The organism is Chitinophaga sp. NPDC101104, from assembly GCF_050277495.1.
Classification (GTDB): Bacteria; Bacteroidota; Bacteroidia; order Chitinophagales; family Chitinophagaceae; genus Chitinophaga.
On record NZ_JBNNSF010000003.1, the window covers coordinates 18,321 to 32,464 of the forward strand.

The window sequence follows — 14,144 nt, forward strand, 5'->3', positions numbered from 1 at the left end:
ACGTACCGGAATCACCGGAATCACCGGAATCACCGGAATCACCGGAATCACCGGAATCACCGGAATCACCGGAATCACCGGAATCACCGGAATCACCGGAATCACCGGAAGCGCTTAAACCTGCAGGAAAGAACCGTAACAAGAAGAAATGATCCGCAACCGCATAAAAGACGTCAAGGAACTGACCAGCCCAAGCGCTGAACCGGTAACGCTCCAGGAAGCAAAGGATTTCCTGCGGGTGAGCTTTGACGATGACGATGCGGTAATCACCGGCATGCTCACCGGCGCCCGTCAGCTACTGGAGAAGCGTCTGAATATCTTCTTGGCGGTACGGCCGCTGAAAGTGACTTTTTCCCACGATGGATGCTATCCGCTGCAGTTGCCTTACGGCCCCATCGGCGAGATCACGGAATCCACATTCCGGTATGACTGGGACGACACGGTGATTATCACCACTTCTCAATATACCGTGATCGGCGACGAATTCAAACAGTTCAAAGGCGCTCCCGGTTGGTGGACTCTTACGTACAACGCGGGGTATCAAGTTGCCCCGGAGGCGCTGAAACAGGGAATCCTGAAGCAGGTCGCCTGGATGTACGAAAACCGGGGTGACACCACCAAGACCGGCGAGCTCAACACAGATGTTCTTTACATGTTGGCAGGGTACGACAAAAACCGTTGGTTATGATCGGGCAGATGCGCTACAGGGCCACTTTCCGGTTTCCCGTATCAACCCCGGTAGCCGGCGGCGGCAGGGTCACCACATACAATGACGTGCTAACGGACTGGGTTTCCTCTCAGAAAGTCAGCAGTAAAACGGATGAGGAAGGTATGCGGCCGTCCCTGGCGAATGCCAGGAAGATCGGCCTGCGGTTCCGCGATGGCTTTGAGCCGCGATTGGATATGCTGGTTTTTATGCTGGGGAAGGTTTACGCCGTCTCCTCCATCGATCCGACGCTCCGTGAGCGGTTCTGGTTCATTACGATCACCGAAAAAGTATAGGCCATGGGGCGTGTACGATATACGCTGAAGATCGAGGGCATGGATAAGGCTTTCGCCAAATTGAAGAAGGTGGACAAGAAGCTGGCCGATGATGTCGATGATATCCTACAGGCTGCTGCCTTTGACACCAACGACGATGCGATCAGCAATATCCAGCGGGAAGGCGCTATCGATCTCGGTGCAGGCGGCGGGCTTATTTCCCACCAGCAGGTACGTGCGATCGGGAAGAACAAGTACGAGGTGCTGAATTCGTCCAAATACGCCCCGTTCATCGAATGGGGCACTGGTCGGCAGGTGCAGGTCCCGACGGAGTGGGCGCAATACGCCATGAAGTATAAGGGGCCGTATCCTGGCACCTGGGACGAGTTCGAAGAAAACATCCGGGCGTGGATGAAGCGCCACGGAATCCCGGAACGCCAGATTTACACCGCTTCTGATGGGACGGAAAGTTACATCAACGTGACCTACTCCATCATGGTGAAGATCCTCGAACGCGGTTTACCGGCTCGGCCTTTCCTGTACCCGGCATACGTGAAGAACAAAGCGGAAGTAGTAAAAAGACTGAAAGAATTATTCAAATGAAAGATCCCGGCGCAGCCATACGAAATGCCATCTTCCTCGCCTGTAACGGCGCGGTGCTCCACCAGGGGCAGCCGGTGCCTATTTACGACGGGACGGCGGACGTATCAGCGCCTGACCAGTATATCGTTCTGGGGTCGCAGACCTGTAACCAGAACGGCGATAAACAGACTTTCATCACATACAATACGATTATAGTGCATGTTGTCACCCGGTTTGCACTTGCCGATCCCGGCAATACCCTGTTCGCGGACAACATTGCCAACCAAATTACCCAAATTGTTAACCCAGATCCTGTTACCCAGCTTTCACTGGCTCCCGATTTTCAGTTAGTGGTCACCAACGTAGAGGGCAGCGATTCTCGTCGGTATTCCGACGCCCGCTACCGCTACGTTGAGAAGGCCATCCGGTTTCAACTTATTGTAAACCAACTCTAAATGTAAAATAATGGCAAAGCTGAAAGCGAATGACGTCGGTCTTTACCTGAATACAGGAACGACCGCGGTGCCAGTCTGGAAAGTGCTCGCCTGCCTTACCGCCACTGATATCGACCTCGCCGTCGAAGAACTGAACGGGGATTCCAAATGCGGGATCGACCGGGAGGCCGGCGATGTTACCTGGACGGGATCGTTTGAGGGCTTCTTCAAACTGGATCCGACCGCCACAGAGGTAAGCGGGGAAAACCTGTTGGAGATTGCCCAGGCCAAAAGCAAAAAGGAGTGGAAGATTTCCAACGCGGACGATTCCTACTACCGCGCCTTTACCGCATACATCTCGTCCTATAACGAGAGCGCCCCGTACAACGAATTCGTAACCTTCTCCGGCGAACTGAATGTTTCCGGTACCGTAGCAACCGCACCAACACCGTGATTATGAAAGATGTAGTATTTGAATTGGGTGGTGAACCCCGTGCTCTGCGATTTGACGCCGGCACCCTGAAATTCCTGCGTGCTTTGTTGAACAAAGATCCGCTTGCTGAAGACGACGGGCAGGATGAAGATCAGGCTGCCAAAATTGTGCTGGCCGGAATTCAGCGGGAACATGCCCGTAGGAAAACGATTTGCCAGATTTCCCTGCTGGAGGTGCAAGAGTGGATGGACGACATGTCGCCCACCGAACAGGTGCCGGTGTTATCCGCGTTCCGTGACGCCATGGGGCTGCAGCCTTCAGAAGATGCACCGCAGGAGGAAGGCGATAAAAAAAAATAACCCTCGTCGATTTGGAGAAAACGGCCATCCGCGATGTTGGCCTTTCTCCTGAACAATTTGACGAGCTGAGCCCGCAAGAGCTGGTTTGGACAATTGAGGGTTACCGGACGCGCGACGCGCAGCGGCAGGAGCCTTTCCGCATGCTGTACTGGCTGACGTTCAATGCGAACAGCAAGAAACAGAAGTCGTTCCGTATGATGCAGGATGAGTGGCCGCTGTACACCGACAAGCTGGACAACTCAATGCCGGATATAGAAGTGATGAACCAGGCGTGGGAACGTCTGCAAAACCGTGAGTGATGGAAGATGCCGGGATCAAACTAATATTTGCAGCAGACACCAATAATGCGCGCAATGCCGCCAACGACGTCAGTAAAGCGCTGGAATCCGTCGGAAAAAGTGCCAATGCCGCGATCGTCGATCTCAGTAAGATCGAAAAACTGCTGGAGGAGGTGGCGCGGACGACGCGCATCTCGATGCATGCATTGACCTCTATGGGAAATGTTATCCCCGAGGTTACCAAGAAAACCAGTGCGGGGCTCGTCAACATCCGGAAAGGTGCTGCTGACGCCAGTACCTCTCTCACTGGTTTAACCCGAATCGTGCAGGATGCCCCATTTGGCTTCATCGCCGTGGGCAATAACATTTCTGAACTTATTACGCAGCTGGGCGGCCTCAGCAAACAGGCGGGAGGTGCTGGTGGTGCTCTGAAAGCATTGGGGCAGTCGATAATTGGCCCCGGTGGCGTTGTACTCGGCCTGAACCTGGCGATTACCGCCGCTACGATGGCTGTGCAGAAGTACGGCAGCCTGACGGAGGCTATTGATGCTATCCTTAACCCGCTCAACGAACAGGCCCGTATCCAGAAAGCGGTAAACCAGACGATGCTGGAGGGCACGCAGGATGCACAGAAGGAACTGGCCAAACTGGACGGTCTGTACCGTGCGACCCAAAATCTCAACGTTCCGCTCTCTGAGCGCAACAAGATCATCGACCAACTGCAGAAGAAATACCCCGACTATTTCCGGAATCTCAGCAATGAGGCCATTCTGGCAGGTCAGGGCGCCGCCGCATACGACAAACTCCGCCAGTCTATTATCGCTACTGCCCAGGCTCGCGCCATCGAAAAGAAGATTGGTGAGATTTCCGCCGAACGGTTGGAAATCGACCTGAAGCGCACAAAGCAGATTGAGAAGCTGGCCAAAGCGCAGGAAAATGCACGTCGTATCGACGAACAGGCCGCAAAGGCGCCGAAAGGAGGCATCGGTATAGGTGCCACGCAGCAGCTGGATAGGTTCCAGGCGGCCGGCCTTGCTGCCGCAGCAACAGTCAGCGGGCTGCAGAGCGACATCTCCGGTTTGAATAAGGAGGATCAGGAATTGGCTAAAACCATCGACGAACTGATCAAACGTCAGGACGCCCTGGCGGCGAAATTCGGTAGCAAAATTTTCGATATACAGGCCGATAAAGCAAAAGCGGCCGGCAAAACCATTTCCGATGTGATTGCGGAGATGAATAAAGACCTTACCGGCTTGAACGTCGCTTTCGCGGCCGTCGGCGGTACCGTATCCAGCCTCGCCGTGGATAAAATCCGCGTGTTCGAGAAGGCCTTGAAGGATCTTTCTGATCTCGGGGTGAGGCCGGGTGATCAGCTGTTCAACCAGATTAAAACGCAGATCGAACAGCTGCAAAACTCGTTGACGCGTACACCGGTCACAATTAAGTTGCCGGTGAAGATTGAAGCTTTGCCCACTGTTGGTTTTAATCATGAAGCATTCAAGAAAGGAGTAGATAGTTTAGGCAATGTACTTTCTAAAGAGCTTTTGGCTTTAAATGAAAGGTTATCTGCACAAGCTAAACAGACTGTTTTGGACGCCTTTACGGCCTTAGGTGACGGAATTGGGGCCGCAATTATCGGTTCGCAAGATGGGATCCGATCCGCAATGACATCATTCTTAACAATCCTGGGTAACTACATGCAAGCGCTCGGTAAAGAGCTAATTGTGTACAGTCGTGTGCTGGATGGTATCAAAATAGCAATCAGTGGACTTAACTCCACGGCAGCTGTAGTTGCTGGTGCTGCCGCAATTATAGCAGGAGGTGCCCTAAAAGCTTACGCCTCCCAAATTCCCTCATTTGCGACCGGCGGTATCGTTTACGGCGACCAATTGGCGCGCGTCGGTGACAATCCCGGCCGTAAAGAAGCCATTGTACCCAGTGAAGATTGGCGCGAGGCATTCGGGGGGATGCGCGGTTTCGACGGCGAGCTCATCACCAAAGTGCGTGGGCAGGATCTGTACATCATCATGAAAAAAGCTGCGGCGCAGCAGGGGAGGGTGAACTGATGGCGTACGAACTGAAATATACCTTCTCCTTCCGCGATCGTCACACCGTGACACCGGCGACCTGGCGCGTCGATATCCTCGATGGCGAACAGGCGGCTGGCTCCGTATACACGCTGATCCCGTCCGGCGATCCCCTCATCACTGAGCGGATCGAGACGGACGACGAAAAAGCCAATTTCATCATTGGCCGCCAGATCACGTTCGCTTACGAGTATACCGGCGCTCCCGGTGAACCGTTGCCTGAGGAGTTCTTTGAATCCAGTGAACGCCGCTGGCGGGTGGAAGTGTATCGGAACAGTGTGCTGGATGGCGTGTATTACATCAAACCTGATTTCTGCACCCGAACCTGGAAGCACGTGCCGTACACCATCACCCTGAAAGCTGTGGACGGTTTCGCCTACGCCAAGGCTGTCAACTTCGATATGTACGATGCCGACCAGAAGCTGCTATACGACCAGGTGAGCCTGTACGAGGCCATCATGACCCGCGCGCTGTACCAGATCGTGGATCCCGGCACCAAAATCAACGTGCTGTGCTCCCTGATCCCCTCAAACGTCGAAGCGGGAAAGCGCCTGCTGAACGGGGTGTTTGTTCATACGGACATCCTGTACGATTTCGTTACCGGCCCTGTCAGCGTACACGATGTGATTACGGCCTTCTGCAAAGCCTTTTACGCCCGCTGCTTTATTGCCGGCGGGCAGGTCTGGTTTGTCCGCATGCAGGATCTTACCAGCGATACGTTCACCGTGGAGCGTTACGACGACGAATCCACCGTGGCCGATGTCGCCGCTCCTGAAATGCTGGCTTCCGGTGGGTCTACCGTTGGCGCTTTTGACGTGCTACCGATCGACGATGATCCGGAACTGCCGATGGTGCCGGCGTTGAAGAAAGCGACTTTTGAAGTCCAATACCAGGGGATTAACCAATTATTAAATTTCACTTGGGAAACATTCGATGGATCAAGCTTTGACCAATGGCATCGCTCTTTGGGCACGCCGGCGCTTTCGCGCGTTGGGGATGGTACCATTGAAAGCCCGTATAGAGCGTTGATCCCATTCAGTACCAACAGCCTGCACAACATCAGTCAGGGGTTTTATCCTGATACGCAGGACATGCGTATCAAGCCCGGAGAGATCATCGACCTGCAACTGAAATACCAGTTCAGTAACACCAAATCGTTCGCATTTCTCATCAATCTGGATAGCGATGACCCGGATTATGGCGGCTTCACCATGGGGTCGGGAGGCGAATGGGTTCCTGATGGCCCTGGCGTGGAAGACACTTCCCGGCAGACGCTTTCCCGGAGTGGAAGGAAACGAGACGGTAATTTTAAGGTAAAATCACTTCCTGTACCGCCACCGCGCCCTCTCGGTTCGCCCGCAGGGCCGCCACCCACTTCGTTTAAGCTATCCCTGTTTTTTTATACCCCGTTTGAGCTATCCGAGACAGTAGACGGGCCGTTTGTAGATTCCATCACACTGTGGCCGCCCAAACTCGGCATCATCAACCTGGCATCCAAAGGCCGCCGGCTGATTACCATCAACGGTGCAAAATTCTCCAGGGAGCGTACAGATCCGCAGTCCTTCCAGTTCATCGATACCGGCGACGACGGGGCCTCCAATACCCTTTTCACCGGTGCCGCGATGGAGCCGGTGGCCAGTTGGGAGAGTAGCAAACCAGGCATTGCCGCCGACGATATCGAACGGCACATGGCGCGGGCACACATCGACCAATACGCCCGGTCGCTTCAAAGCTGGGAGGGAAGCCTGTACAGTAATTCGCTGGAATACTACAGCGTCATCGAATTCGACGCGCTGCCGGGGAAGCGATTCCTCCAACTGCGCGACACTTATAACAACCTCACCTGCACGCACGAGGTCTCGCTGATCGAGATCATGCCGGAAGGCGGCGCGCAGGTTGAAATCCGTGAATTTGATATCGAAGAGGAGGGAGACGAATGAAAGGCAAAGATTTCATAATCTATACAGAGCTGAACGGAGTGGAAACGCCGATCTGTTACGCCACCGACTGCGTTTTCGACTTCCAGTACAGCACCCGTCGGATCGTTGATCCTACGACCCGCTGGCGGAAGTTCCTGGCCGACGATATCAGCTACACCATACAGGTGCCGGGCGTCGTGGTATTCCGCGCCAACATCAACTGGGTGCAGCTGAAGAAGTGGGCCGACGCCGGCGCGGAGGTGAAATGGCGGGCTTCAGCATATGCCGTAGGTGGGTACTCCCTTTCTGGCAGCATGCTGATCACCAGCCTGAATTTCACCAGCCAGATGCGCGACGTGATCAAATTCGACATGTCCGCCACCGGCACCGGGATGCAGGAGGACGTGTTCCAGCCGATACCGGCGGACGTATTCCTCGCCGACGCCTCCATGGATCGCCTTTTCGGTTGCCCGGATCCTTACCCGGTGTCGCTGTTCTGGTACAATTCCGACGGCACTGCTCCGGGCGCCCTGATGGGCATCGCCTACAATGCCGACGACGTCATCAGCGTATTCAACGCCTATGCGGAGAATCAATATTTCCAGTTAACCGGCTATACGTCCGGGTGCGATTTCAGCCTGCTGGCTGAGTGGGATGCACCTTTCGTGCCGTCTGTCATTTTCGCGTCCTCCACGCCTGACATGGGCCTGTGGACGGGACAGAGCAACGAGGGGGTAAGCCCGAACCTTGACAATAACGACTTAATAAGCCCTGGTTATGCCTGAAGTTGATATCGTGAACCTTGTCGCCGTCCAGGATCTGCCGCCCGGAATAGCCGTCACCAAAGACTGGCCGATGGTGGTGGGTGACCCTGCGACCAAAAGGGCGTATAAAATACCTGTAGAAACAGCCGGTGACATTATCGCTGACCAGCTGGGCTCGGCCGTGAATGTACCTGACCGGGTGTACACCATCGGCGGCGAGATGCATGGTGCCACACTGGAGAATGACGCAACCCCCGGCAGTCCAACGTTCGGCAAGCCGATCCGGTTGGTGGATGCTTACCTGGACGGTAAAGAATACGGGGTTGATCTGCGTGGTACCGGCTTCATGGAGAAAGGCCCGGAATGGCAGAACAACGTTTCCGGTGGCGGATTCCACCACACCAAGACCGGCGCGTATTTCGTGAACGGGCAGAAGTATAAACTGGAATTCAAGCCGGTAATCAGTAGCGTGGTGGCCACTCCTGATGCAATCGCCCGGTTCACCTCCGGCGTGCAGGTGGTTACATCCAGCGTAACAGCAGGTGCCGGGTTTGACCGGAAACTGATCCTGTTGCAGTCCGCGACCACGCTGGCGATCACCTACACCCTGAACGCCGCCTACCCGGAAAACGTACTGTGCGTGATCCGAACCGGCGGCGGGATGAATAAACAGTCCATCGTAGCCGCTCCGGTAGGGCAGACCATGGTGCGCGGCGTCTCTCTCAATCCTGCCCGGGTTGTTCTCGGGGAAATCGACTACGTAATGCTTGTCCGGATTGGTACCGTGTGGTACGTAGTTGCCCAGGGCGACCGGTGGAAGTACGTCGGCATGCCTGTCTTCGGCGGCATACCAGGCCCGGATCTCATTCGCGCACAGCGTCAGACGCTGCAGGCCAACGAGTTCCCCGGCGTGGACGACTACTGCGTCGCGCTTGCGGCGGCCTATCCCGGTTCTGTGGTATCCATTGCCCAGGCGGCAGCGAACCCGACGAAATGGGCGCGCGGGGGCGGCGTAATCATGGTTCCGAAGTACGATGGTTGGTTTCCGCGTTTCCTTGACCTCGGTTCGGGGAAAGATCCCGACCGGACGGAACCAAATATCGTTGGTTCGACGCAAGCATCGCAAAACCTGCTGCATAACCACACCAACGGTGGTTACGACGAACTATTGAAAAGTGATGGGACAAACACTGTTGCCTCTCGCGACAATACGCCTGGCGAGCCGAACCTCGGCTCATCGGGGGGTATGTTGGCTTCGGGCGGCTCGGAGGCTCGTCCTGAAAACGTGGGATTCCCCGCATTAATACGTATATGACGATGAAAAGATTACTTACGATTTTGGCGGTCTTTATCTCCGCCGTGGCGCAAGCCCAGAACGAAACGCCGTGGAATTACAATGCGGTGAACAACGCCTACGACGGTCTTTGGCCGCGCGGGTATTTCCTGCTCACAAGGGACACGACCCGAAAGAACATCATGGATGAAAACTTTAATCCTGTTGGGGATTCCGGTCAGTTGGGCTACTGGCACAACCGCCCCTGGTGGAGAGATAACCTCGGGATCTGGAGGGAGTTTGCGACTCTCGTGGATTTATCCGCCTACATGAAATACTCCGACTCCGCCTCAATGCTGATACCGTACTTGCGGAAGGCGGATTTGCCTCAGTTCGGGATATCCAACCAGTTCTCCGCGGCGCAAAATGCAAGTTTTTGGATCAGCGGGCAGGGAAGGGTTGACAATGCATTTAGAATTGCAACCAGCACGCTTCCTGCCGCGCCGCTACAAGTGGGGACGCTTCCATCATATGCGAATCTTTCGATTGTGGCTGAGGGGAATATACAAACAGTACCGGCGATAGCCAACGAGCAGGCTGTAACACTCGGACAGATGAAGGACTCTTTGTTCGGTAAAGCTGCTTCCGTAGGGGAGCTGGTATTATTTGGCCCGCCCACCAAGCTTGTACATGTAGCGGACACACTACGCGGCGGCTGGTTCCAATGGCAAGCTTCAGGAATTGTTGATAATGGAATCACCTTCGCCGGATCCTCCGGGTACTGGCGTCGCATCTTCGACCGGAGGAACGTCTTCGTGGACTGGTTCGGAACCTTTCGGGATGGCACCACGGATGACTTGCCGGCAATACAGGGTGCAATCAATGCCGCGCACCTGAACGGTTATCCGAACGTACACCTTTCAGCGTTTCCATATGCTATTAGCGACGATATCGTGATGAGAAACGGTGTTAACCTTATAGGTGCCGGGATAGATAAAACCGTGATCGTCGCATTACCCTCCACAGGCACGCCGCCGCCCGTTGGAGCACCCGATACCTGGGCTATTTACGGGGAAGGTACTGTGACCCAGCTCCCGAACCTGGCCAGCAACGCGAATCCCCTGGATACATCCCTGGCCTTGGCGTCATCGGCAACAGTGACCCAGAACGACCTGATCATGATCGGTGACACTACGTCTTTTAGCTACAGCGCCTACCGGAACTATTACCGTCAGGGAGAATACTTCTTTACTACAAAAAGCACCACCGGGACCACGATATACAGCCAGAACGGACTGAACGGCAGCTATCCGACTGCTTCGACGACTGTGTATAAGGTAACACCTATCACCGGCAGCATCTCCGACCTGACCATAGACGGTAAGACTTACACCATCGGCATCGGGATAAAGCACGGGATGAACTATACCATCCGGAACGTGAAGAGCATTAACGGGAACCGTGGGAATATCAACTACTATCACTGCATTAATAGCGCGATACAGGATTGTTACGCCGTTCAGCTGACCCAACAGGTAAACCCATACGGGATCGTGGTGGCCAACAGCCAGAACATAGTCGTAGAACGCAACTACGCTTATGGGCAATCCCACGGCCTTACGGTGGGCGGAATCGATTCTTATCCGCTGGTCAACCGCGGGATTCGGGTATTGAACAATACCTTCCTGGACAGCACCACCAACGGTGGCCGCGCCATTGACTTCCACGGTAACGTTGAGAACAGCAGCATCGTGAACAACACCTCCTACGGTGCGATCAGCACCGGCGGGGCGAACAATACTATTTCGGACAACACCGTGATTATGGGGTCAACCAAAAGCTACGGTGTTTTACTGTTCGAGGTTCGGGAGACTTCCTTCAACATCAAGGGCAATACCTTCATTTTCACCGGGCCCGTATATGAGACCCTGGGGAGTGGCCTGGCATATTCCGGCAGCGGCAGTGAAAAGGTGGGCGGGGAGATCCGGATCACGGGTAACAAATACCTGTACCGCGCCAGCACCGGAAGCTTGACAAATACGATCTATGTGGCACTCGGTAGCGCGACAACGAATACCAACGTTGTAATTGACGGGAATACTGTCATCCATCCGCCCACCACACAGGCCCATGTGGGCATTATCGCGCTCGGGACCAGCGGTTCCGCCCGGTTCAATAACGTGAAGGTGACCAATAACGTCCTCAGGTATGCCGGTACCCGTGTGGACTTCTCCCGGCACGTCCAAGTAAGAGGCAATACAATTGATAGTACCAACGTCCATGCGCTGTACGCCAACCGTAACGGCTCGTTGGATATCTCCGACAACCATGCAGAAGGGTACGGCGTCGCCGGCGGATTCAATACGGCTTATTTCATCATTAATAACGGCCGGGTTTGGTTCAACGGGAATAACGGCGGGAGCACCGCGGCCAGCCACGCCTACAAAGCCTACTTTACTTCGGACACGGCTTTGCATATCGGGATCAACAATATATACGGCGCCTCGAACGGCACTTATAATATTTCCGGCTCATATACGGCACAGAACAACTCCTTTCCGGTTGGGAATCTTGGCATTGGCATTGAAGCGCCCGTTTCCACGCTGGATGTAAACGGATCGGTATCGAATGCTATTGCCACCGTCACAGGTAACACCACGATGACGGCGGCGCAGCACACGCTTTTGGTCAATAACTCTGGATCGGTAACGATCACCTTGCCGCCGGCTGCTGGCTGTAGGGGGCGTGTATATGAGGTGAAAAAGATCAGCGCCGCTTCCAATGATGTCATAATCGACGGTGATGGGTCGGAGACCATCGACGGGGCAACCACGAAAACACTTACCCTTCAGTGGAGCAGTATCCGGTTTCGCAGCAATGGAACTGCCTGGTTTATAATTTCTTCATACGCTTCGGCGACAACACTTTAATAAAATGGACAAACTGGCACTCTTAAAAGAAATCTGGCTTCGAATCAATTCCGGCAGCGGGAATACTCCCGAATTCTGGAAGAAGATCCAGTCGTATAGCATTTACATCCTTTTGGCGATCGGCGCCGCGTTCGGCTTGGAATGGCTGGAGGTATTTATCATTCCTGCAAAGCTCTCCGGCGCACTTATCTTTTTTGCGGGCTGTCTTCTCGGAACAGGCGGTGCCGCCACGGCTACGGTGAAAGACCCGGAGAAAGCCGGAATTGCCGAGGAGTCCAAATACAAGCCGAAATAACCATTATAAACTGACTCGAAATGACTTGGAACAATATCAAATTCACGGCTAACGAAGTAATCCGAATCTGTATCCAGGTTGTACTTGGAGCGGTGTTCATCATGATGATGAAATCCGACATCAAGATGATCGCTGACGGGCTTGCCGAAATGAAGCAGGAGGGGAAGGAGGAACGGGAGCGAGACCGAACATGGAAGGCAAAAATGGAAGCAGAGTATTCTGAAATCAAGGTGCGCCTGGCCATTCTAGAACAAAAAGTAACCAATATGGAAATTCTGCCGAAATGAAACGACTCATTCCTTTCCTGATCCTCCTGGCCGGCTGTTCGGCGTCCCGTAAGGCAACCGAAACCGAGCAGGAGATTTCAGCCCTCAACAATCTGATGGCCGGGCTTATCCTTGAGGCGCCAGTGGCATCACCATTTACTGTACCCGGAGGAATGATCGCCCTCCAGGCACCATGCGCCGACTTCGACAGCGGGACCGTAAAGTCCTCTGCCGGGAAGCTGCGGGTCGTTTGCCCAGATCACCATGTAAATGCTGACAGTCTCGTCCGGAATAATCCAATTTTTAAGCTCGCAATTGCCGCGCGCAGCTTGGCGGATGCGAAGGAGAAACTGCAGGACAAGAAGATCGCGCTCCTGGAGGCGGATAACGCCCAGCTAAAGGCGGAAAGTTCCGATAAAGGCCGGAAACTGAGAAACGTAACCATCGTCGGCTTCGCCCTTGCAGTAGCCGTGATCGGCTGGATGATCTACAAATTCAAAACCGTCGGCTTTGGCCTCTTTAAACGTATGAAATGAAAAACGCATATCCTGAAAAGCCAGAACTCCTGTACCAACGTACATCGGTAGAAATGGGGCTTGTGGTCGCCTATATCAAATCCCTGAATGTGCCCAAAGAAATCAAATGCGCCGCCTATGTCTTCTTCCGGATCGAGTCTGCAAACGGCAAGAGTGGCGTAAATAATAACTACGCCGGCATCCAGGCAGACGGCGCACGGTGGCCAGCAGAGTTCGACTCGAAGATTGCCGGCACCAGCTTGAAGAAGGAAAACGGGACTGGCAATCTCCGCAGATTCGTTTGTTTCCATCGGTGGGAGGATAGCGTAGACTTCACCGTGAATAACGCCCAGCGCCGCGGCCTTTTTGTAGGTGGGCAGACTTGGCGAATTGTGAAAATGGCTGTCCAAACAGTCGAAGATCTCTGTACGGCTTACAAACGCGAGTGGGTGACGGGGAACGCCAAGTATCTTCCCGGCCCTGCGGAAGTAGCAAGCTTCTCATCAATGTACAATCAGGCGGCGAAGATATTTTAAAATATGCCGGGCAAGACTACCCGGTAGCTCCATGAAATGTTAATCCCAAGATAAATCACGGTTTCCCGTGAATACTTGTAGGCGTAGATAACACGGCACAGGGCCAAAAAGTTGAAAGCCGAGTAAGAATGCCCGGCTATTTCATGAGATGCAATACTAAAAATGTCAAAGGGAAGATACGATGCTTGTACCTACAGGCTGTTGGGCTTTTGCCCATCATCGACAAACAAGTCTGTAATGTCGACCTCCAAGCCTTCGGCGATCTTCGCATAAGTCAACAGTGTCGCTTCTCTTATCCCGTTCCTATAACGGCTCATGTCGCCCCGGTCGATGCCGGTGAGATAATACATCTGCCGGTTCGAAAGGCCGCGCTCCTTCATCAGGCTGGAAATTCGGGCGCCGACCCGGACGTATAAGTCTTTCTCTCGCGGTTTCCTGTCTCTGTTCATGGCTCACATTTTACGCCACAAACTTAACGGAATTCCCTGAAAT

The 14,144-nt window shown here is 54.1% G+C and carries 17 protein-coding genes; 16 read left to right on the forward strand and 1 reads right to left on the reverse strand.

Annotated features, from left to right (window positions below):
- The first annotated feature begins 148 nt into the window (after positions 1–148).
- From ACQKLP_RS21840 to ACQKLP_RS21915, 16 genes are read left to right on the forward strand one after another with little or no spacing between them, the layout of a single operon-like run.
- Complete coding sequence (locus tag ACQKLP_RS21840) at positions 149–688, forward strand: phage head-tail connector protein (protein ID WP_427325095.1); 540 nt, start codon at positions 149–151, stop codon at positions 686–688.
- Complete coding sequence (locus tag ACQKLP_RS21845) at positions 685–1,002, forward strand: phage head completion protein (protein ID WP_427325096.1); 318 nt, start codon at positions 685–687, stop codon at positions 1,000–1,002. The genes ACQKLP_RS21840 and ACQKLP_RS21845 overlap by 4 nt, the downstream gene beginning before the upstream one ends.
- Positions 1,003–1,005: 3 nt before the next feature.
- Positions 1,006–1,584 (forward strand): hypothetical protein, encoded by a 579-nt coding sequence (locus ACQKLP_RS21850; protein ID WP_427325097.1) that lies wholly within the window; start codon positions 1,006–1,008, stop codon positions 1,582–1,584.
- Entirely contained in the window at positions 1,581–2,018 is a 438-nt protein-coding gene (locus ACQKLP_RS21855) for a hypothetical protein (protein WP_427325098.1), read from the forward strand. Before ACQKLP_RS21850 ends, ACQKLP_RS21855 begins: the two co-directional genes overlap by 4 nt.
- Before the next feature lie 10 nt (positions 2,019–2,028).
- Positions 2,029–2,451 (forward strand): phage tail tube protein, encoded by a 423-nt coding sequence (locus ACQKLP_RS21860; protein WP_427325100.1) that lies wholly within the window; start codon positions 2,029–2,031, stop codon positions 2,449–2,451.
- Between the two features lie 2 nt (positions 2,452–2,453).
- Complete coding sequence (locus ACQKLP_RS21865; RefSeq protein WP_427325101.1) at positions 2,454–2,789, forward strand: hypothetical protein; 336 nt, start codon at positions 2,454–2,456, stop codon at positions 2,787–2,789.
- A gap of 11 nt (positions 2,790–2,800) precedes the next feature.
- Complete coding sequence (locus ACQKLP_RS21870) at positions 2,801–3,088, forward strand: hypothetical protein (protein ID WP_427325102.1); 288 nt, start codon at positions 2,801–2,803, stop codon at positions 3,086–3,088.
- Positions 3,088–5,133 carry a hypothetical protein gene (locus ACQKLP_RS21875; RefSeq protein ID WP_427325103.1) on the forward strand — a complete coding sequence of 682 codons (2,046 nt, stop codon included), beginning with the start codon at positions 3,088–3,090 and terminating at the stop codon, positions 5,131–5,133. Before ACQKLP_RS21870 ends, ACQKLP_RS21875 begins: the two co-directional genes overlap by 1 nt.
- Positions 5,133–7,094: a hypothetical protein gene (locus ACQKLP_RS21880; RefSeq protein WP_427325104.1), complete on the forward strand. Its 1,962-nt coding sequence runs from the start codon at positions 5,133–5,135 to the stop codon at positions 7,092–7,094. Before ACQKLP_RS21875 ends, ACQKLP_RS21880 begins: the two co-directional genes overlap by 1 nt.
- A complete protein-coding gene (locus tag ACQKLP_RS21885; protein ID WP_427325105.1) occupies positions 7,091–7,858 on the forward strand; it encodes a hypothetical protein in 768 nt (255 codons plus the stop codon). The genes ACQKLP_RS21880 and ACQKLP_RS21885 overlap by 4 nt, the downstream gene beginning before the upstream one ends.
- Positions 7,851–9,152: a hypothetical protein gene (locus tag ACQKLP_RS21890; RefSeq protein ID WP_427325106.1), complete on the forward strand. Its 1,302-nt coding sequence runs from the start codon at positions 7,851–7,853 to the stop codon at positions 9,150–9,152. The genes ACQKLP_RS21885 and ACQKLP_RS21890 overlap by 8 nt, the downstream gene beginning before the upstream one ends.
- A 2-nt stretch (positions 9,153–9,154) precedes the next feature.
- Positions 9,155–12,040, forward strand: a complete 2,886-nt coding sequence (locus tag ACQKLP_RS21895; protein ID WP_427325107.1) for a hypothetical protein — start codon at positions 9,155–9,157, stop codon at positions 12,038–12,040.
- Positions 12,041–12,044: 4 nt separating this feature from the next.
- On the forward strand, positions 12,045–12,335 hold the full coding sequence (locus ACQKLP_RS21900) for a hypothetical protein (protein ID WP_427325109.1): 291 nt from the start codon (positions 12,045–12,047) through the stop codon (positions 12,333–12,335).
- A 20-nt stretch (positions 12,336–12,355) separates the two neighbouring features.
- Positions 12,356–12,622, forward strand: a complete 267-nt coding sequence (locus ACQKLP_RS21905; RefSeq protein WP_427325110.1) for a hypothetical protein — start codon at positions 12,356–12,358, stop codon at positions 12,620–12,622.
- Entirely contained in the window at positions 12,619–13,137 is a 519-nt protein-coding gene (locus ACQKLP_RS21910) for a hypothetical protein (protein ID WP_427325111.1), read from the forward strand. Before ACQKLP_RS21905 ends, ACQKLP_RS21910 begins: the two co-directional genes overlap by 4 nt.
- A complete protein-coding gene (locus tag ACQKLP_RS21915; RefSeq protein ID WP_427325112.1) occupies positions 13,134–13,652 on the forward strand; it encodes a hypothetical protein in 519 nt (172 codons plus the stop codon). Before ACQKLP_RS21910 ends, ACQKLP_RS21915 begins: the two co-directional genes overlap by 4 nt.
- Positions 13,653–13,843: 191 nt before the next feature.
- Here ACQKLP_RS21915 and ACQKLP_RS21920 read toward each other — a convergent pair whose 3' ends face one another.
- Positions 13,844–14,101, reverse strand: a complete 258-nt coding sequence (locus ACQKLP_RS21920) for a helix-turn-helix domain-containing protein (RefSeq protein WP_427325114.1) — start codon at positions 14,099–14,101, stop codon at positions 13,844–13,846.
- Positions 14,102–14,144 lie beyond the last annotated feature (43 nt).